Origin of the sequence: Streptomyces sp. NPDC006294, from assembly GCF_042870895.1 — a bacterium.
GTDB lineage: Bacteria > Actinomycetota > Actinomycetes > Streptomycetales > Streptomycetaceae > Streptomyces.
Genome location: NZ_JBIAHV010000001.1, coordinates 22,928 through 43,400, shown reverse-complemented (window position 1 = coordinate 43,400; position 20,473 = coordinate 22,928). Strand labels below are relative to the sequence as shown.

General features: G+C 72.2%; 11 protein-coding genes. 5 read left to right on the top strand and 6 right to left on the bottom strand.

The features are described 5' to 3' along the window. Nucleotides 1-77 precede the first annotated feature (77 nt). Both ACFYOP_RS00160 and ACFYOP_RS00155 read left to right on the top strand, forming a co-directional pair. A complete protein-coding gene (locus ACFYOP_RS00160; RefSeq protein WP_356898116.1) occupies nucleotides 78-2,363 on the top strand; it encodes a CDP-glycerol glycerophosphotransferase family protein in 2,286 nt (761 codons plus the stop codon). 54 nt (nucleotides 2,364-2,417) lie between these two features. Then, on the top strand, nucleotides 2,418-4,688 hold the full coding sequence (locus ACFYOP_RS00155) for a bifunctional glycosyltransferase family 2 protein/CDP-glycerol:glycerophosphate glycerophosphotransferase (protein WP_356898115.1): 2,271 nt from the start codon (nucleotides 2,418-2,420) through the stop codon (nucleotides 4,686-4,688). On the opposite strand, the gene ACFYOP_RS00150 is transcribed toward ACFYOP_RS00155, so the two are convergent. The 5 genes from ACFYOP_RS00150 to ACFYOP_RS00130 form a co-directional block, all read right to left on the bottom strand. Next, nucleotides 4,660-5,034 (bottom strand): hypothetical protein, encoded by a 375-nt coding sequence (locus ACFYOP_RS00150; protein WP_356898114.1) that lies wholly within the window; start codon nucleotides 5,032-5,034, stop codon nucleotides 4,660-4,662. The two genes, ACFYOP_RS00155 and ACFYOP_RS00150, sit on opposite strands and share 29 nt — an antisense overlap. A 34-nt stretch (nucleotides 5,035-5,068) precedes the next feature. Further along, nucleotides 5,069-6,598, bottom strand: a complete 1,530-nt coding sequence (locus tag ACFYOP_RS00145) for a bifunctional glycosyltransferase/class I SAM-dependent methyltransferase (RefSeq protein WP_356898113.1) — start codon at nucleotides 6,596-6,598, stop codon at nucleotides 5,069-5,071. A gap of 29 nt (nucleotides 6,599-6,627) precedes the next feature. Then, nucleotides 6,628-7,884: a glycosyltransferase family 39 protein gene (locus tag ACFYOP_RS00140; protein WP_356898112.1), complete on the bottom strand. Its 1,257-nt coding sequence runs from the start codon at nucleotides 7,882-7,884 to the stop codon at nucleotides 6,628-6,630. Nucleotides 7,885-8,010: 126 nt separating this feature from the next. Then, a complete protein-coding gene (locus ACFYOP_RS00135) occupies nucleotides 8,011-11,469 on the bottom strand; it encodes a CDP-glycerol glycerophosphotransferase family protein (RefSeq protein WP_356898158.1) in 3,459 nt (1,152 codons plus the stop codon). A 336-nt stretch (nucleotides 11,470-11,805) separates the two neighbouring features. Further along, nucleotides 11,806-12,423 (bottom strand): TetR/AcrR family transcriptional regulator, encoded by a 618-nt coding sequence (locus ACFYOP_RS00130; RefSeq protein WP_388450422.1) that lies wholly within the window; start codon nucleotides 12,421-12,423, stop codon nucleotides 11,806-11,808. Between the two features lie 101 nt (nucleotides 12,424-12,524). On the opposite strand from ACFYOP_RS00130, the gene ACFYOP_RS00125 reads away from it, so the two are divergent. From ACFYOP_RS00125 to ACFYOP_RS00115, 3 genes are read left to right on the top strand one after another with little or no spacing between them, the layout of a single operon-like run. Continuing rightward, entirely contained in the window at nucleotides 12,525-13,448 is a 924-nt protein-coding gene (locus ACFYOP_RS00125) for an ABC transporter permease (protein WP_356898110.1), read from the top strand. Next, the gene (locus tag ACFYOP_RS00120; protein ID WP_356898109.1) at nucleotides 13,441-14,268 is read left to right on the top strand and encodes an ABC transporter ATP-binding protein; all 828 of its coding nucleotides are present in this window, start codon (nucleotides 13,441-13,443) and stop codon (nucleotides 14,266-14,268) included. The genes ACFYOP_RS00125 and ACFYOP_RS00120 overlap by 8 nt, the downstream gene beginning before the upstream one ends. 38 nt (nucleotides 14,269-14,306) lie before the next feature. Next, nucleotides 14,307-15,266 (top strand): serine/threonine-protein kinase, encoded by a 960-nt coding sequence (locus tag ACFYOP_RS00115; RefSeq protein ID WP_356898108.1) that lies wholly within the window; start codon nucleotides 14,307-14,309, stop codon nucleotides 15,264-15,266. A gap of 206 nt (nucleotides 15,267-15,472) precedes the next feature. Here ACFYOP_RS00115 and ACFYOP_RS00110 read toward each other — a convergent pair whose 3' ends face one another. Then, nucleotides 15,473-20,437, bottom strand: a complete 4,965-nt coding sequence (locus ACFYOP_RS00110; protein WP_356898107.1) for an NAD-glutamate dehydrogenase — start codon at nucleotides 20,435-20,437, stop codon at nucleotides 15,473-15,475. Between the last annotated feature and the right edge of the window lie 36 nt (nucleotides 20,438-20,473).

Genomic DNA, 20,473 nt, shown 5'->3' with positions numbered 1-20,473 from the left:
ATGCCACGTGCGGCGTAACCAAGTCACCCCTTTGGCCGTTCTCGGGCCATCCTGCCCGCGCGACCCATGGATGTGCCGTGCCCCGGTTCAGCGTCATCGTGCCCGCGTTCAAGGTCCAGGCCTACCTCCATGAATGCCTGGAGTCGGTGCTGACACAGACCTTCACGGACCTCGAGCTCATCGCGGTCGACGACTGCTCGCCCGACGCCTGCGGTGCGATCATCGACGAGTTCGCCGCACGCGATCCACGCGTACAGGCCGTCCACCTCCCGATGAACGTGGGCCTCGGCCAGGCGCGCAACGCCGGGCTGGCGCGGGCGAGCGGCGACTACATCCTCTTCCTGGACAGCGACGACAGTTTCGTCCCCGGCGCGCTCCGGGCCATCGCCGAACGGCTCGCGACGACCGGAGACCCGGACGTCCTCGTCTACGACTACGCCCGCACGTACTGGACCGGGGAGAGCGCCCGCAACAAGTTCGCCGCGCTGCTGACCGAGCAGGGCCCGGCGCCGTTCACCCTGAAGGACCGGCCGGAGCTGCTGAAACTGCTCATGGTGGTCTGGAACAAGGCATACAGGCGGGAGTTCGTCGAGCGGGAGGGTTTCACCTTCCCTCCCGGCTACTACGAGGACACCCCCTGGACCTATCCGGCGCTGCTGGCGGCGAACCGCCTCGCCACGCTCGACCGGGTGTGCGTGCACTACCGCCAGCGCCGTCAGGGCGGCAACATCCTCGCCACCACCAGCCGCAAGCACTTCGACATCTTCGAGCAGTACGACCGGGTGTTCGCCTTCCTCGACGCCCGGCCGGCCCTCGCGCACTGGCGGCCGGTCCTGTACCGGCGGATGGCTGACCACTTCTCGACGCTGGCCACGGCACGGGGCCGGCTGCCGCGCGGCAGCCGCGCCGAGTTCTTCCGCCGGGCCCGTGCGCACTGCCGCCGCTACCGCGCCCCCGGCGCGACGCCCGCCCTGCGCGGCCGGCTGCGCCACGCGCTGATCCGCACCGGCGGCCACCGGGTCTACCGCGTGCTGTGGGCGGGCGACCGGCTGCGCTCGCGCACCCGCGGCATCGCGGGGAGCGCCCGGCGTGCGCTGCGCGCCGCGGCCGTGCGCCTGCACTACCGCATCCAGCTGCGGCTGCCGGTCCGCTCCGACCTGGCGGTCTTCTCCGCGTACTGGAACCGCGGCTACTCCTGCAATCCGGCGGCCATCGAGGAGAAGGTGCGCGAGCTCGCGCCGCACATCCGCACGGCGTGGATCGCGGACGAGGAGTACCACCACACGGTCCCGGCCGGCACCCGGCGGCTGCGGCCCGGCTCGTTCGGCCACTGGTCGGCCCTCGCCCGCGCCAAGTACCTGGTCAACAACGTCAACTTCGACCGGCGGTGGGTCAAGCGGCCCGGCCAGGTCATGGTCCAGACACACCACGGCACGCCGCTGAAGACGATGGGCATCGACCTGCAGGAACACCCGGCCGCCGCCCGTTCCATGGACTTCGGGCAGCTCCTCGCCAATGCCGACAAGTGGGACTACGCGCTCTCCGCCAACCGCCACTCCACCCTGGTGTGGGAGCGGGCGTACCCGTCGGCGTGCACGGTGCTCGAGTACGGCCACCCCCGCAACGACGTCTATCAGCACGCGGACGCCGAGGACGTGGCCCGGCTGCGGGCCTCGCTCGGCATCCCGGAGGGCCGGGTCGCGGTCCTCTACGCGCCGACCCACCGCGACTACCGCCGCAGCCAACCGCCGCCGGTCGACATCGAACGGTTCGCCGCCGCCCTCGGCCCCCGGTTCGTCCTGCTCACCCGCGCCCACTACTTCAGCGGCACTCCGCTGAGCGGCCCCGCGGCGCACCGGGTCATCGATGTCTCCGGCCACCCGTCGGTCGAGTCCCTGTGCCTCGCCTCCGACGCGCTCGTCACCGACTACTCGTCCCTGATGTTCGACTACGCGGTCCTGGACCGGCCGATCGTCCTGCACACCGGTGACTGGGAGGCGTACCGGGCGGCCCGCGGCACGTACTTCGACGTACGCGAGTTCCCGCCGGGAGCGGTCGCCCGCACCGAGGAAGAGCTGATCGACATCTTCGCGACGGACCACTGGTGCGGCTCGCGCGCCGCTCGGCTGCGGGCCGCGTTCCGCGAGCGCTTCTGCCCGTACGACGACGGGTTCGCCGCCGAGCGCGTCGTGCGCCGTGTCTTCCTGGGCGAGGGAGCGGGCCTGCCGGTCGTCGTCCCGCTGGATCAGCGCGCTCCGGCGCCCGCGCCCGCCGCCCTGTCCCCCGCGCCGGTGCTGCAGCCTGCGGGCCGGCTGCCCGCGCAGCAGAGCCCCGGCAGCCTCGCCGGCCGCCGGCGTACCTGAGCCACACCCGAAACCCTCCCGCCGAGTCACCGAAGAACGCGAGAAAGAGTGTCCATGCCCCGTCTGAGCGTCGTCGTCCCCGTCCGTCGTGTGCGCGGAAGCCTGCGCGAGTGCCTGGAGTCGGTGCTCTGCCAGTCGTTCACCGACTTCGAGATCATCGGGGTCGCCGACGGCTGCCCCGACGGCTCCGGCCGACTGCTCGACGAGATCGCGGACGCCGATCCGAGGGTGCGTGCCGTCCACCTCGCGGAGCCGGCGGGCCCGGACGGACGGCGCACGGCGGGGGCGGAGCACGCGAAGGGCGACTATCTGCTGTTCCTCGAAGCCACGCATGTGCTGCTGCCCGGCGCCCTGCGGCGCATCGCCGACCGGCTCACGGAGGCGGCCGACCCCGACCTGCTGCTGTTCGGCCATGTCCGTACGCCGTTCCGCGGCATCCCGCAGGCCAGCCGCTCCCTGTCGCTGCTGAAGGGCATGGGCGGCACGGCGGTCTGTACGCTCGCGGACCGCCCGGAACTGCTCGGGGTGGCCGCGGTGTCCTGGAACCGCGCGGTGCGCCGCGAGTTCCACGCGTCGGGGCAGGCGTCGTTCGCGCCGGGCCCGCACGGGGACCTGCCGTACGCGCTGGGCACGCTCGCCGCCGCCGACACGGTCGCCGCCCTGCCGGTGCCGTGCGTCGAGCACCGCCGGCAGCGTCATGTGCCGGGGCTCGCCGAGTCGGACGCCGACGCGCCCGGCGAGCGGGCCGGGCAGCTGGAGCTCGTCGAGCAGTTCAGCGACCTGTTCTGCGCGCTGCGGGGCACGCCCCGGTTCGAGGCCGTGCGCGGACCGCTGTTCGACCTGGCCTCGCGGGAGCTGCTGGAGACGTACGGGTCGCTCCGGCGGCGCCGCCGGGCCTACGTCCGGGCGGTCGCGGCGTTCCACCGGGACCATCTGCCGCCCGGGCACCGCGTGGACGGCGGTCTCAGGGCGCTGCGCCTGCGGCTGCTGACCGGCGGCCGGGCCGGGCGGCTCCGGGCCCTCGACACGGCGCTCGCCGTCCGCCGCGGGCTGCTCGCCGTCGCCTCCACGGCCCGCGGACGGCTGGCGCGACGGCTCACGCCGCTGTACTACCGGCTTCAGCGGCTGCTGCCACTGGACCGCGACCTCGCCGTCTACAGCGCGTACTGGAACCGCGGGGTGAGCTGCAACCCGGCGGCGGTGCACCGCAAGGCGGCGGAGCTGGCCCCCCGGGTGCGCGGGGTGTGGGTGGTGTCGCAGAAGGCCGCCGCCGAGCTGCCGCCCGGCATCGACCACGTCGTGCCGGGATCGCGGCGCTACTGGGCGGTGATGGCCCGTGCCACGTACTTCTTCAGCAACGTCAACTTCCCCAACCACATGGTCAAACGGCGCGGCCAGGTGCATGTGATGACCCACCACGGCACACCGCTGAAGGTGATGGGCGTGGGCCAGGCCCGCTACCCGGCGGCGGCGCAGGGCATGAACTTCAACGACCTGCTGCGCCGGGTGGACCGCTGGGACTTCAGCCTGTCGTCCAATCCGCACTCGACGGAGAGCTGGGCGGCCGCCTACCCGAGCGCCGTGGAGCACCTGGAGACCGGCTACCCCCGCAACGACGTCCTCGTCGACGCGGGCCCGGACCGCATCCGCGCCGTCCGGGAGTCGCTCGGCGTCCGCCCGGGGCAGCGGGCCGTGCTGTACGCGCCGACGTTCCGCGACTACGAGCGGACCTTCACCTGCCGGCTGGATCTGGAGCGGGTGGCCCGGGCCCTGGGCGAGGACACCGTGCTGCTGGTCCGTGCCCACTACTTCCACGACGAGAGCGGTCTCGCCGAGCACCCCGGCATCATCGACGTCTCCGGTCACCCGAGCGCCGAGGAGCTGTACCTGGCGGCGGACGCGCTCGTCACCGACTACTCGTCCGCGATGTTCGACTACGCCAACCTCGACCGGCCGATCGTGATCCACGCACCGGACTGGGAGACGTACCGGGCGGTGCGCGGCGTCTGCTTCGACCTGCTCTCCGGTGCGCCCGGTGACACTCCGGGGGCGGTGACCCGTACGACGGAGGAGCTGATCCGGGTCTTCTCCGACGGCACCTGGGACGGCGAGGCGGCGCGCGAGCTGCGCGCCGCCTTCCGGACGCGGTTCTGCGCCTTCGACGACGGGCGGGCCGCGGAGCGCGTCGTCCGCCGGGTGCTGCTGGGCGAGCCCGGTCTGCTGCCGGTGACACCGCCCGCGGAGCGCCGCCCGGTGGCGGTGCCGCGCCAGGCGCACGCCCCCGAGGGGGAGGCGCTCAGCGCTGCTGGCCGGCCATCACGGTGATCAGGCCGGCGATCACCATCAGCGAGCCGGCCCAGGTCCACATCGAGGTCCGCTCGTGCAGCACCGTGGAACTGGCCAGCACGATCAGCAGATAGCCCAGCGCGTTGAACGGGTAGGCGATGTTCAGCGGCACCTGGGCCAGGGTCGACATCCAGGCCACCGCGGAGACGCCGAAGACGACGAGGCCGACGACGACCCACGGGCTCGTCGCGGCCCGCATCATCAGGGAGCCTCCGCCGTGCTCGGCGACGGCGGCCGCCGAGCGCATCCCGTGTTTGAGCATGATCTGCCCGGCCGCCGACGAGAAGACCGCGAAGAGCAGCAGCAACAGGCTGGGCAGGGCCAAGGTGGGCCTCCTGGTGGGCGGTCGGTGCCGTGGGTCAGGTGCCGGCGCCCACTCGGCCGGCGAGCTCGGCCGGGACGTACTGACGGCTGATGATGTCCTGTACATCGACGTGCTCCCCCGCGATGATCGTCTGCGCCGCGTGCGGAGTGAGCACGGCGACGTACTGGTAGCCGAAGAGTGTCGGCCGCACACGGGTGAGGAACCGGGAGACGCCGGTCAGCGCCCCGGCGGTGACGCCGCTGCCCAGGACGGACCAGAAGGGCGCGCCGGTCGAGGTGAGGCGCAGCTGGTCGAAGCCGGCGGCCCGCACGGTGCGGCGCAGGCTGCCGCGGGTGAAGAAACGCAGATGGGTCTCGTCGAGGATGCCGCGCCGGTCGTAGCCGAAGATGCCGAGGGCGACGCGCAGACGCGAGTACCAGTGGCCGAAGTTGGGCACGGACAGCAGCATCCGGCCGCCGGGGCGCAGCACGTCCCGCAGTTCCCGCAGCACGTGCTCGGGGCGGGACAGGTGCTCGATGACGTCTCCGGCGACCACATAGTCGTAGTCGGCTCCGGTCTCCGGCGGAAGGCCCTCTTCCAGGTCGGCCAGCAGGAACCGTGAGCAGCGTTCCTGTACGCCGGGGACCTCGACGAAGTCGAGGCCGGTCACGGTGAAGCCGAGCGCTTCGAGGCGCTCGGCGAACCGGCCGCCGGAGCAGCCGACGTCGAGCACCCGGCCCGGGGGCAGGGTGCGCATGATGCCGAGGATCGCGGAGTGCGAGGATCCGTCGCCCTCCTTGAAGGCGTACTCGACGGGCTTGGGGATCCAGGGGCAGGTGCCGAAGCCCTTGAGCGCGAGCCGGTACTCGAGGACGTCCTTGACGACGTCCCTGGCGTAGCGCAGGCCGTTGACGTAGCAGATCTCGTCGCCGTAGTAGGTCGGGACGGGGATCTCCTTGATCCGCATCCCGGCGTCGAGCAGCTGGACGATGATCTGGGTGTCGAAGTCGAAGGCGTCGGTGTTCCGGTCGATGGGCAGCCTGCGCAGCGCGGCGACGCTGTAGGCGCGGTAGCCGGAGTGGAACTCGGTGAGGTGCGAGCCGAGCAGCGCGTTCTCGAAGCGGGTGAGGACGCGGTTGCCCAGCCATTTGTAGAACGGCATGCCGCCCCCGAGCGCGCTGCCGGGGCGCATCATCCGGGAGCCGAACACCGCTTCGCACTCGCCCCGTTCGATGGGCGCGACCATCTCGGGCAGCAGCTCGGGCGCGTACTGGCCGTCGCCGTGCAGCAGCACCACGATGTCCAGGCCCCGCTCCGCGGCGAGCGCGTAGCCCGCCTTCTGGTTGCCGCCGTAGCCGAGGTTCTTGGTGTGCCGCATGACGACGGTCGGCGGCATGCCCTCGAGCTGCGACCAGCGGCAGCCCGCGCTGAACGTCTCGTCGCTGCTCGCGTCGTCGAGGATGAGGATCTCGGCGACGCGGGACCGGAAGTCCTCGGGGATGCGGTGGAGGGTCTTCTCCAGTGTGGCCTCGGCGTTGTAGGCCACGACGAGGATGCCGATCCGCGGGCTGGGGCTTTCCTTCACTGGGTCTTCTCTACTCTCCGTCGGTGGGGTCATCGGTGCGGTCGGTTGACGGTTCGTGCGGCAGCGGCCGGCTTGCCGGTGCGCTGGGCCACGACGGGGAGGGGCACGCCCGGGACGGGGACCGGCGGGTCAGCGAGCGATCTGCGTACGCCGGTCACGGTCGCGGCGGCGAGCAGCAGCCAGCCCGCCTCCGCGAGGTGCAGCGCCCAGTCGTTCCAGCGGACGGCGCTGGGGCCCGAGTAGACGATGACGGTGACGGCGCCGACGACGACTCCGTAACCGACGGCCCCCCGGACGCCCAGGAGGCAGAGGGCGACGACCGGCCAGGCCAGGTACTGGACGGCGGAGCCGGTGCTGAGCAGCAGCAGCAGCGTCAGGGAGAGCGCGACGGCGCCGGCCGGGGCGGTGGGCCGCAGCCAGGCGAGCCAGGCGCCCGCGGCCATGCACAGCAGCACGAACACGAAGTGGAAGTCGCCCTGGAGGCCCGCGACGAACGCGTCGGACGCGCCGGCCAGGTCGGCGAACCGCACAAGCCCCCACAACCGCCACCGCCCGCCCTCGTACTCGAGGACGTTCTCCCGCAGCGGCCCCGGCGCGGCCGCCAGCACCGGACCCCACAGCGTCAGCAGTACGAGGCCGAGGCCGGCGCAGAACCTGACGGCGGCCGGCCGGCCGGCCCGTACCGCGACCACCAGCAGGGCGGGGACGGCGACGACGGGGACGAGCTTGACGCTCACCGCGAGCGCCGCCGCGACGCCGGCGGCGAGCGGCGCACGGCGATCGGCCAGCAGATACGCGGCCAGGACGACGAGCACGATCGCCGCCGAGTCCGTGTTCCCGTGATACGCCGAGGTGCTGAAGAGGACCGGGTTGAATGCGCAGACGAGCGCGCACACCGTGGCGGTGCGGAGGGAACGGCGGCGGCGGACGATTCCGAAGACCAGCAGGGCGGCGACGAAATCGGCGACGCAGGCCGGCATCCGGATGAGGACCTCGAACGGAATTCCCAGCTCGGCCAGTTCATGGAATCCGGAGAGCAGCCGGCTCGCGAGCGGCGGATGGTTGTAGACGGGCAGTCCGGGCATCGGATGCCCGTAGACGCGGACCGGTCCGACCTGGGCGACGGCGGCGGCGAAGGCCTCGAAGAAGCGCACGTCCGCCGGTCCGCGCGTCAGGGCGGCGAATACCGTCTTGGCGACGAGAGCGAGCGCGGCGGCCCCGATGACGAGAGTCCTGGCTCGTCGCACATCGGGCGTCGCCGCCGCGGTTCGCATTCGCAGGTCCATGGCGGGCGAACGTAGCAATCCGAAACGTCAATATCCCGCACCCGATAAACACACTTAGGCCGGTCTGCCGCACTGTGCTGCGGTCTTCGCCGCCTTTCGGGCGCGGGAATCACCCGTACGGCCGGATCAGCCGATGGCCTCCAGCATCCGGTCGGCGACCGCGGCCGCCGCGCCCGCGTCGTCGAGATCGCAGAACGCCTCGCGGAAGGCCTCGTACGCGCCGGCGTACGGGGCCGTGGCGCCGGCCGGGTCGCGCAGCGCCTCGACGAGGCGCGCGCCGTCCGGGATCAGGGGCCCGGGGGCACGGGTCTCGAAGTCGAAGTAGAAGCCGCGCAGCACGTCGCGGTAGTGCTCCAGGTCGTACGTGTGGAACAGCATCGGGCGGCCGGTCTGGGCGAAGTCGAACATCAGCGAGGAGTAGTCGGTGACGAGCGCGTCGGCGACGAGCAGCAGATCGGCCACGTCCGGGTAGCGCGACACGTCGAGCGCGAAGCCGCCGGTGTCCGGGAGCCGGTCGCTGACCAGGTAGTGCCTGCGGACCAGCAGCACGTGGCTGTCCGCGAGCCGGGCTCGGGCGGCCTCGAGGTCGAGCCGCAGATCCAGGGCGTAGCGCCCGCCGCCGGCGGGGCGGTCCTCGCGCCAGGTCGGCGCGTACAGCACCACTCGACGGCCGTCGGGGATGCCGAGGCGTTCACGGACGGAGACGGCGACCTTGGCCCGGTCCGGCGCGTGCAGCAGGGCGTTGCGCGGATAGCCCGACTCGATCACCTCGCCCTCGTAGCCGAAGGCGCGGCGCAGGATCGGCGTGGAGAACCGGTTGGGCGAGACCAGCAGGCTCCACTGGGCGGCGCGCATCGGCAGCGACTCGATGTACGGGCGGTTGGCCCGGTCGGTGCCGAGCAGATCGCGGCCGATGCGCTTGAGGGGCGTGCCGTGCCAGGTCTGCACCACGAACTGGTCCGTACCGCGCCGGAACCAGTCGGGCAGCTGGGTGTTGGTCACCACGGCCCGGCTGGTCGCCAGCGCCTCGTGCCATTCCGCGCCGCCGTACGGGACGGGCCGCACCCCGGCGGGCAGCCGCGCCTGCTGGTCGCGGACCACCCACAGCGTCTCGAACGGGGCGTCGCGGCGGAGAAGTTCCTCGTGGACGGCGCGCGGCGAGTCGGAGAACTGCCGGCCGTCGAAGCTGCTGAACAGCACGGTGTCCCGGCGTGGTCCGGTGCGCAGGGCCGCGGCCCGCTCGCGCATCAGCCGTTCGTTGAAGCCGCCGCGTTCGCCGGGCGGCAGCACGGGGCCGGACTCGAGGACGAGCTGGTCGTGGTAGCGCCGGTCGAGTGTGAAGTCCCTGCCGCCGACGCGCCGCACGGCGGGTACGGCGGCGTGCTCGGCGAACGCCAGACGGACGGGCGCGTACCGCTCGGGGTCGCTGTCGCCGAGTTCGCGGAAGAACGGGTACCACCGGCCCTCGGCGAGCGGCAGCTCGCCACCGGGCCCTTCGACGGCGGCGGGCGTGAGGACGGCCCGGAAACGGCCGTCGCCGCGGATCTCGTGGGCGACGACGGTCTCCTCCCGCGTGGCGCTGTGCCGCAGCACCAGCTCGGCCCGGCGGAACGCGGCCTCCTGGAGCCGCCCCTCGACCGCGAGCTCGCCGGAGTCCGCCCAGGCGAACGCGTCGGCCAGGGGCTGCACGGGCTGGTCGACGAGCACGAGAGCGCCGGACGCGTCGGCGGTCACGGCGATCTCACGTGCTTCACCGCCGTCGAGGGGACGCGGTCGCGGATGCCGTCCGGTGGGCGTCGCACCGCGTACGGCGAGGGCCGCACGACTGCCGTCGGCGCGCAGCAGCCGCACCCGCCACGAGCCGCCGCCGAGCAGGGCCGGGTCCAGGTCGGCGGTGAAGGCGCTGCCCTGTGCCGTGACCGGGAGCAGGTGTTCCTCCTTGGTACGCCGGTTCTCCAGCGCGAGGGCCTCGGGCGCGGGCCCGTCGGGGCCGCCCAGCACGGCTCCCTCGATGCTCAGCAGCCCGTCGGCCGTGGCCGTGTGTCCGGTGAACAGCGCGGCGACGCGGTCCATCCGGATGCGCAGCCTGTTGCCCGAGAGCACCGGCACGGCGCGCAGGTCCTCGCGGACGTCGTACACGGTGGGGGCGGCGCGGTTGCCGAGCATGCGCAGCGGACCGCGGCGCAGCGCCCCGCCGCCGACGACGCCGACCTCCACGTTCCAGGTGGCGCCCGGCCCGCCGAGCCGCGCCGGGTCGATCACGGTCTCGAACCCGGCCCGGTCGTAACTGTGCAGTCCCTGCCGCGAGTCGGCAGTCGCCTCCGGCACGTCCGCGGCCCGCAGCCGCAGCGGCACCACCCGCCGCCGGCCGGCCCGCAGCCAGCCGAGGGTGACCGGCCGCCGCTCGCCCGCAGGACGGTTGCGGATGTACGCGTACCCCCGCAGATGCAGTCTGCCGTCGCGCCACACCGCCTCGGTGACGTCGGACATCACCGGCAGTTCGGCGGGCGCGGGACGGTCGACACGGCGCGGCAGCGGTGCGGTGAGCACGGGGTACTCGGCGCGGCGTCCCCGCAGGCCGCGCAGCCGGAACGCGTCACGGCCGTGCTTCTTCTCGAAGGCGAGCAGATCGAGGAGCTCGGTCAGCCGGCGCTCCCTGACCAGCTGCCACTTGACACGGAAGTGCAGCGGTAGCTTCTCGAGGACGTCCGGCCCGACGGAGTCCGCGAACGCGCCGGCGTGCTCCAGGAAGGCCGCCTGATAGGCGTCGTCACCGTCCGGCAGCGCCTCCATGAACAGCCACAGATCACTGCTGAGCACGCTCCGCTCGTAACGCCGCCTGCCCTCGGCCCACTTGTCCTCCCCGGCGAGGAAGTCCCGGGCCCCGGCCACGGAACCGGTACGGTCGCGCACCGCCTTCGGCCGCGCCCTGCGCGTGGTGATCGACCCGTCGCGGTCGCGCCACAGATAGACCGTGTCGTGCAGGACGTCCACGGAACCGGCGAGGAAGTGCGCGGGCAGGATCACCGGAATGTCCTCGAACAGGACCCCTTCGGGAAACGCGAGGGCGTGCCGGTCCCAGAACGTCCTGCGGAACACCTTGTTGCACGCGATCCGGTCGTACAGCAACGGCCAGTGCCGGGTGACGTGCGTGGCCGTACGGGACTTCGCCATCGGCTCACGGAACATCGGCGACTGCTCGACCTTGCCGCTCGCCCGCAGCCTGCTCACGTTCCCGCTGACGAAGTCCGACCCGGACGCGTCGAGCGACGCCACCATCTTCTCGTACGCCTCGGGCGGCACGACGTCGTCACTGTCGACGAACGCGAGGAACTCACCGCGCGCTTCCCGCGTCCCGGCGTTACGGGCGGCGCCGAGCCCGGCGTTGACCTGCGTGACAAGCCTGAACCGCGCGTCCTCCTCGACGAACCGCCGTGCGATGGCGGCGCTTTCGTCCGTCGACCCGTCGTCCACCATGACGACCTCGATGTCCGCGAGACTCTGCCCGGCGAGCGAGCGCAGACACTCGTCGAGGAAGTCCTCCACGTTGTACACGGGAACGACGATGCTGAGCCGCAGCGGCATGGTGGGCACGTCCATTCTTGAAGCAGGTTCGCTGCGCAGAACAACCGACCCACCCTCCCGGGGTCACCCCCTTTCCCCCATCCGGGTGACACGAGCAACCCCAGCCCCGCCGGCGCTTGCGGCGCGGGGCTCGGGGCGGGGCAACCTCAGCCCCGCCGGCGTTTGAGGCGCGGGGCTTGGGGCGGAGCCCCAACGGGACCGGCAAGTCACATCCCGGCCGGCGCTTGAGGCCACCGCGCGCAGCGCGGTACGGGGCTGCGGGGCCGCGAGGGCAGAGCACGCGTCACGGGCCCGGGGCGGAGCCCCGGTTTCGGGAAGGGGCGGGGTGGGGGAACGTCACGCCCGCAACGCCGCCACCGCCCCCCTCGCCACCTCGTCCAAGTACCCCCCGTCCACCCCGCCCCGCACCACCACCAGCCGCCAGTACAGCGGCCCCACGATCACATCCAGCGCCCGGTCCGGATCCGTCCCCTCCGCAAGCTCGCCCCGCCCCACCGCGTCCCGGACGATCACCGCCGCCACCCCCCGCTGCTCGTCCAGCAGCGCCGCCTTGATCGCGTCCGAGATCTCGGGGTTGCGCGCCGACTCGACCAGCAGGTCGGGGATGACCCGCGAGGCCACCGGGTGCCGCAGCGCATGCGCGGCGACCTCCAGCAGCGCCCGCACGTCCCCGTACAGCGACCCCGTCGCCGGCGCCGGCAGCCCCTGCGCCGCGAAGGCGGAGACCAGATCCAGCACGAGCGACAGCTTGGACTTCCAGCGCCGGTAGACCGCCGTCTTCCCGACGCCCGCCCGCCGCGCGATGCCCTCGATGGACATCCGGGCGAAGCCGACGGCCGCGAGTTCCTCGAAGACGGCGCTCCGGATGGCGTCGGTCACGTCCTCCCGGAGCACGGCGGCTCCTGCGGGGGCGCGGCGTGGGCTGCTGGGGTCCGTCGTCATGCACACGAGCATACGCGGCGACGACGGAACGGTTGCGTCCCGACGTAACTCCGTCCTACCCTCCCCGTAGCGACGAAACGGTACCGTCCCAGCGTGCGCGGAAGGCGAGCCCCATGACCACAGCCACCCCCACCGCCCCAGCGGCCCCGCCACCCCTGCCACCACCGCCCACCGACCTCGCCGCGCTCGCCGCCCGGCACGGCCTGACCGTCAGCGGCGCGCGGCCCACCCTCCCCGCGTACGTCCGCAGCCTCTGGTCCCGCCGAGACTTCATCACCGCGTTCGCGACCGCCAAGCTCACCGCCCAGTACAGCCAGGCCCGCCTCGGCCAGCTGTGGCAACTGATGACCCCGCTGCTCAACGCCGCGGTCTACTTCCTGGTCTTCGGCGTGCTGCTCGGCACCGCCGACCACGTCCCCGACTTCGTGCCGTTCCTCGTCACGGGCGTGTTCATCTGGACCTTCACGGCCAACTCGATCATGTCGGGCACCCGTGCGATCTCCGGCAACCTCGGCCTGATCAGGGCCCTGCACTTCCCGCGCGCCGCGCTGCCCGTCGCGCTCGCCCTGCAACAGGTCCAGCAACTGCTGTTCTCGCTCGGCGCGCTGATCGTGATCCTGGCGGCTTTCGGCCAGCTCCCCACCGCGTCGTGGCTGGTCGCGGTGCCCGCGCTCGCGCTGCAGGCCGTCTTCAACACCGGCCTGTCGATGGCGATGGCCCGTGTCGCCGCCCGTACGCCCGACGTCTCGCAACTGATGCCGTTCCTGCTGCGCACCTGGATGTACGGGTCCGGGGTGATGTGGTCCGTCGACAAGGTGATCGGCGACCGGGACCTTCCCCGACTGGCGGCGCTCGCCCTGCAGTACAACCCGGCCGCGATCTACATCGACCTGGTGCGCTTCGCGTTCATCGACTCGTTCACCGCGGACCGGCTGCCGCCGCACGCCTGGGCCGCGGCCCTGGTGTGGGCCGTGCTCTGCGGAGCCGGCGGATTCCTGTACTTCTGGCAGGCGGAGGAGCGGTACGGCCGTGGCTGAGAACCGACCCCATGAGCAGACCGAGCGGGCCGAGCGGACTCCCACCGTCGTCGCCGACGGCGTCCACATCACCTACCGGGTCAACGGCGCGCGCACCGGCCGGGGCGGCGCCACCTCCGCCCTCAGCCGGATCCTCTCCCGCCGGGCCTCCCCCGGCGTACGCGAGGTGCACGCCGTCAAGGGCGTCAGCTTCGCCGCGTACCGGGGTGAGGCGATCGGCCTGATCGGCTCCAACGGCTCCGGTAAGTCGACCCTGCTCAAGGCCGTCGCCGGCCTGCTCCCGACCGCGCGAGGCCGGATCTACACCCAGGGGCAGCCCTCCCTCCTCGGCGTCAACGCGGCCCTGATGTCCGAACTGACCGGCGAGCGCAACGTCGTCCTCGGCGGCCTCGCGATGGGCATGACCCGCGCGGAGATCCACGACCGCTACGACGGCATCGTCGACTTCTCCGGCATCAACGAGAAGGGCGACTTCATCTCCCTGCCGATGCGCACGTACTCCTCCGGCATGGGGGCGCGGCTGCGCTTCTCCATCGCCGCCGCCAAGAACCACGAGGTGCTGCTCATCGACGAGGCGCTGTCCACCGGCGACGCCCGTTTCCGCCGTCGCAGCCGCGAACGCATCGACGAACTGCGGCGGGAGGCCGGCACCGTCTTCCTGGTCAGTCACAGCAACTCCACCATCACGGAGACCTGTGATCGCGCACTCTGGCTGGAGGCGGGCACACTACGGATGGACGGGCCGGCGAAGGACGTCGTCGCGGCGTACGAGGACTTCACCAAGGGCGGAGCCGGGTCCGGCGGGCGGACCGCGCGGTAGGCTCCGGCTGCCGGGCGGCCAAGGGGGTGGTGGTCGGGATGAACGGTCGGAGACCGGAACCGCTGCGGGACGACGATCCACGCGAGATCGCCGGATACGCGCTGCGGGCGCGCATCGGCGAGGGCGGCATGGGAACCGTCTTCCTGACCCGCAGCCACGACGGCGCGCTGCCCGTCGCGCTGAAACTGATCCGTCGCGAGCACGCGCGGAGCGAGGACTTCCGCCGGCGGTTCGCCCGCGAGGTCGAGGCCGCGCGGCGGGTCCGCGGCGCCCACCTGGTGCAGGTCGTCGACCACGACGCGGACGCCGAACTGCCGTGGCTCGCCACCCGTTACGTACCGGGGCTGCCGCTCGGCGACGTGCTGAGCGGCCACGGGCCGCTGCCCCTGTCGTGCGTCCTGCGGCTGACGGCCGGCGCGGCCCGCGCGCTGGACGCCGTGCACACCGCCGGCCTCATCCACCGGGACGTGAAGCCGGGAAACCTGCTGCTGACCGCCGAGGGACCGTGGCTGCTCGACTTCGGCATCGCCCGCGCGGCGGACGGCACCTCCGTGCTGACCACCGTCGGGCGCATGGTCGGCACCCCGAAGTACATGTCGCCCGAGCACGCGCTGGGCCGCGAACTGACGCCCGCCTCCGACGTGTTCACGCTGGGCCTGGTGGCGGCGGAGGCTGCCGCCGGACGCCATCCGTACGGTGAGGGCGGCGGCCTCGTCGTCGCGACCCGCATCGCCGGCACCGACCGCGACCCCCCGGACCTGTCGGCCCATCCGCCGGTCCTCCGCCGGCTCCTGACCGCCACCCTGGCGGCCCGCCCGCAGGACCGCCCGTCCGCGGCGCAGCTCGCGGAACTGTGCGGCCCGCCCGACTTCACCTCCTGGCTCCCGAAACGCGTCGCATCGGCCGTCACGGAAACCGCCCGCGCGTCCACCAGACTCTCCACCCCCCAGGATCCCCGGTCCACCTCATGGCTCCCGCACTTCCGCCGCTCCCCCTGACCCCACGGGTGCCAGCACACCCGGGCCCTTACTGCCGGGTAGGGGGCGCAGCCCAAGGCCGCGCCCGCCCCGCCGAGGCAGGACCGAGGGGTCCGGGGGCGGAGCCCCCGGTTTCGGGGAAGGGCGGGGTGGGGGAAAGCCACGGGCCCGGCCGCGCACATGCGCAACCGGGCCCGACGACTACCGCCGCCCTCCGGGCGGCCCCGTCAGCTGTGCGTACGCAGCAGCTGCCGCATCGTCCGCATCGCGACCGACAGGTTCGCCAGATCGAACGTGTCCGAGCTCTGGATCTCGTCCAGCGTCGTCCGCGCCCGCCCCAGGATCGCCGCGTTCTTCCGCTCCCACTCCTGGAACCGCTCCTCCGGCGTCGAGGTCCCGTTGCCCACGGACAGCACGTCCGCCGTGAGCATGGCGTGCGCCGCGTACAGGTCCTCGCGGATGGAGGCGCGGGCCATGGACTGCCAGCGGTCGGCCCGCGGCAGTTCGATGATCCGGTCCATCAGCTGCGTGATGGAGAGCCGGTCCGCCAGGTCGTAGTACACGTCCGCGACGGCCAGCGCGTCCTGCCCGTTGCGGTCCGAGATCGCGACGATGTCGAGCGTCGGGAACGCGGACGAGAAGCCGGCCACCCGCAGCGCGAGCGCCTCCGGGACGCCCGCCCCGGTGAGCTCGTCCAGGATGCCCTGGTACCACTCCAGGTCCGCGCCGCGCAGCATCTTCGGCAGCGCCGCCCACACCTGCTCGACCCGCTCGGAGAAGAACTCGATGGTCTCCGCGAGCTCCAGCGGCTGCGGCCGGTTGCCCAGCAGCCAGCGCGTGCCGCGCTCGACGAGCCGGCGCGAGTGCAGCCGGACCCGGGTCTGGACGTCCGCGGGGACCTCGTTGTCGAGCGCCTCGACCGCGTCCCACACCGCGCTGAGACCGAAGATCTCGCGCGCCGCGGTCTGCGCCCGGACGATCTCCTCCATGGTCGCGCCGGTCTCCTCGCGCAGCCGGTGCAGGAAGGTCGAACCACCGGTGTTGACCGTGTCGTTGACGAGAACCGTCGTCACGATCTCGCGGCGCAGCGGGTGCGCGTCGATCGCGTCGCCGAACTTCTCGCGCAGCGGCTTGGGGAAGTAGGCGTGCAGCAGCCTGCGCAGGTACGGGTCGTCCGGCAGGCCCGTCTTGATCAGGTCCTCCGCCACCGTGATCTTCGTGTAGGCGAGGAGCACGGCCAGCTCGGGCTGGCTCAGGCCCTTGCCTGTGTTGAGCAGTTCACGGATCTGGCGGTCGGTGGGCAGGAACTCGAGCGCCCGGTCCAGGTGCCCGTCCCGTCCGAGGCGCCGCATGAAGCGCTGGTGGGCGTGGAGCAGGGAGGGCGACTGGGCGACGGCGTTGGCGAGGGCCGTGTTCTGCGCGTAGTTGTTGCGCAGCACCAGCACGCCGACCTCCTCCGTCATCTTCGCGAGGAGCTGGTTGCGCTGCTTGACGGTCATGTCGCCTTCCACGACGAGACCGTTGAGCAGGATCTTGATGTTGACCTCGTGGTCGGAGGTGTCGACGCCGGCGCTGTTGTCGATCGCGTCGGTGTTGATCTTCCCGCCGTTGCGGTCGAACTCGATCCGGCCGAGCTGCGTGCAGCCCAGGTTGCCGCCCTCGCCGACGACGCGGACCCGCAGATCGGCGCCGTTGACGCGGATGGCGTCGTTGGCCTTGTCGCCGACATCGGCGTTCGACTCGGTGGCCGCCTTGACGTAGGTGCCGATGCCGCCGTTCCACAGCAGGTCGACGGGCGCCTTGAGGATGGCCTGCATCAGCTCGGCGGGGGTCATCTTGGTGACGCCGGCCTCGATGCCGAGGGCCTCGCGCATCGCCGCGTTGACCGGGATCGACTTGGCGCTGCGCGGGTGGATGCCGCCGCCCTGGGACAGCAGCGTCTTGTTGTAGTCGGCCCAGGAGGAGCGGGGCAGCTCGAAGAGCCTGCGGCGCTCGGCGTACGAGAGGGCCGCAGCCGGGTCCGGGTCGATGAAGATGTGGCGGTGGTCGAAGGCGGCGACGAGCCGGATGTGCTCGCTGAGCAGCATGCCGTTGCCGAACACGTCACCGGACATGTCGCCGACGCCGACGACGGTGAAGTCCTCGGTCTGGGTGTCGTGTCCGAGCTCGCGGAAGTGCCGCTTGACCGACTCCCAGGCACCGCGGGCGGTGATGCCCATGCCCTTGTGGTCGTATCCGGCGGACCCGCCGGACGCGAAGGCGTCGCCGAGCCAGAAGTCGTAGGCGACCGCGACCTCGTTGGCGATGTCGGAGAACGACGCGGTGCCCTTGTCGGCGGCGACGACGAGGTACGTGTCGTCCTCGTCGTGGCGGACCACCTGGGCCGGCGGGACGACCTCTCCCGCGACCAGGTTGTCCGTGATGTCGAGCAGCGCCGAGATGAAGGTCTTGTAGCAGGCGATGCCCTCGGCCAGCCAGGCGTCGCGGTCCACGGACGGGTCCGGGAGCTGCTTGGCGACGAACCCGCCCTTCGCGCCGACGGGCACGATCACGGTGTTCTTGACCATCTGGGCCTTGACCAGGCCGAGGATCTCCGTACGGAAGTCCTCACGCCGGTCGGACCAGCGCAGACCGCCTCGGGCGACCTTGCCGAAGCGCAGGTGGACGCCCTCGACGCGCGGCGAGTACACCCAGATCTCGAACGCGGGGCGCGGTGCCGGCAGGTCCGGGATGGCCTGCGGGTCGAACTTCATCGACACATAGCCGTGCCGCTCGCCGCCCGTCGCCTCCTGGCCCCTCTTTTCGCTTCCCTCGCCGGCGTTCTGGAAGAAGTTCGTGCGCAGCGTGGCCTTGATGACGGTGAGGAAGGCGCGCAGGATGCGGTCCTCGTCGAGGCTGGCGACCTGGTCGAGGGCGCCGTCGAGCTCTTCGAGGAGCCCGTCGATCAGCTCGGTGCCCGCGCGCTGGCGGTCCGGCGACATCCGGGCCTCGAAGAGGGAGACCAGCAGCCGGGTGGTGTGGACGTTGTTGCGGAGGGTGTCCTCCATGTAGTCCTGGCTGAAGGTCGAACCGGCCTGGCGCAGGTACTTCGCGTACGCGCGCAGCACCATTGCCTCCCGCCAGTTGAGCCCGGCGCCCAGCACCAGCGCGTTGAAGCCGTCGTTCTCGGCCTCGCCGGTCCACACGGCGGCGAACGCGTCCTGGAAGCGTTCGCGGGCGTCGTCGGCGAGGTAGTCGCCGCCGTTGCCGGCCTTCGGCATCCGCAGGCCGAAGTCGTAGATCCAGGCGGGCGTACGGTCCGCGCAGCGCAGTTCGTACGGCCGCTCGTCGACGACCTCGCAGCCGAGGCGCTGCAGCACGGGCAGCACGGCGGACAGGGAGACCTGCTCGCCGGTCCGGTAGATCTTGAAGCGCCGCTCGCCCGGGCCGGCGCCGACCGGCTCGTACAGCGAGAGGGCGAAGTCCTTCTCGGTGTGGGTGAGCTCTTCGAGGCGCACCAGGTCGGCCACGGCGGACCGCGGCGAGTGGTCGGCCTTGTAGCCCTCGGGGAAGGCGCCCGCGTAGCTGCGGAGCAGTTCGGCGGCGCGCTCCTCGCCGAACTCGGCGTTCAGCGCCTCGCCGAAGCCGTCGGCCCAGGAGCGGGCGGCCTCCACCAGCCGGGCCTCGATCCGCTCGGTGTCGGCGTCGGTGAGGTGCGGCAGCTCCGTGCCGGGCGGGACGCGCACCACGAAGTGGATGCGGGAGAGGATCGACTCGGTGTTCCAGGCGGTGAAGTCGACGCTGGTGCCGCCGAGCTCCTCCTTGAGGATGTCGATCAGCCGCAGCCGCACCCCGGTGGTGTAGCGGTCACGCGGCAGGTAGACGAGCGCGGAGTAGTAGCGCCCGTACTCGTCCTGGCGCAGGTACAGCCGCAGCCGGCGGCGTTCCTGCAGGTACAGGACGCTGGTGACGATCGCCCGCAGCTGGTCGGTGGGCGTCTGGAACAGCTCGTCACGCGGGTACGTCTCGAGGATCTGCAGCAGGTCGCGGCCGTCGTGGCTGTTGGGCGAGAAGCCCGCGCCCTGGAGGACCTCGGCGACCTTGCGGCGCACGACGGGCACGCGGCGCACCGACTCGGTGTACGCGGCGGACGAGAACAGGCCGAGGAAGCGGCGCTCGCCGATGACGTTGCCCTCGACGTCGAACTTCTTGACGCCGACGTAGTCCAGGTAGCTGGGGCGGTGCACGGTCGCGCGGCTGTTGGCCTTCGTCAGGACGAGCAGCTTGTGCTCGCGGGCCTTGGCGCGGGCATCGGCGGGCAGCCGGCTGAACGACGGGCTGACCGGGTGCGCCTCGTCCTCGTCGTGCTGCGGGTCGGCGCGCAGGATGCCGAGGCCGGTGCCGGGCACGGCGGCCAGGGCGTCGGACCCGGTCAGCTCGTACTCGCGGTAGCCGAGGAAGGTGAAGTGGTCGGCGGCGAGCCAGCGCAGCAGCTCGCGGGCCTCTTCGACCTCCTGCTCGGGCAGGTCGTCGGTGGGCTCGCGCGGAAGGCCGTCCGCGATGCGCAGCGCGGCGTCGCGCATCTTCTCCCAGTCCTCGACGGTCTCGCGGACGTCGGACAGGACGCGCAGCAGATCGGCGGTGATCTGCTTGAGGTCGGCGCGGTCGGTCTCGCGGTCGATCTCGACGTGGATCCAGGACTCGACGAGGGCGTCGTGCGGCAGGTCCTTGGCGTTGGCCCGGGACGGCAGCACCTCGATGAGCCTGCCGGTCACGTCGCGGCGGGCGACGACCTGCGGGTGGATCACGACATGGATGCCGCGGCCCTGGCGGGAGAGCTCGTTGGTGACCGAGTCGACGAGGAAGGGCATGTCGTCGGTGACGACTTCCACGACGGAGTGGCTGCAGGTCCAGCCGTTCTCCTCGACGGTCGGCGTGTGGACCCGGACGTTCGCCGTGCCCTGCGGACGGTTCTCCGCGAGCCGGTAGTGGGAGAGTGCCGCGCCGAAGACGTCGACCGGGTCGCGGTCGGCGAGGTCCTCCGGAGCTGTGTGCAGGTAGTAGCGCTGGAGGTACGTGAGCAGGGTGCCCTGGTCGGGGCGCTTTCCCTGCTCGGTCCCAGTCGGAAGGTGCCCCCCGGCCGGGCTGTTCTCAGCAACCCGGGCCGCTCGTGCGAGCAGCTCGGCCTTGGCTTCGTCCAGCTTGGTCTGCATGTCCTCTGGCTCCTGTCGCGCGCCGTTGCGTGACGT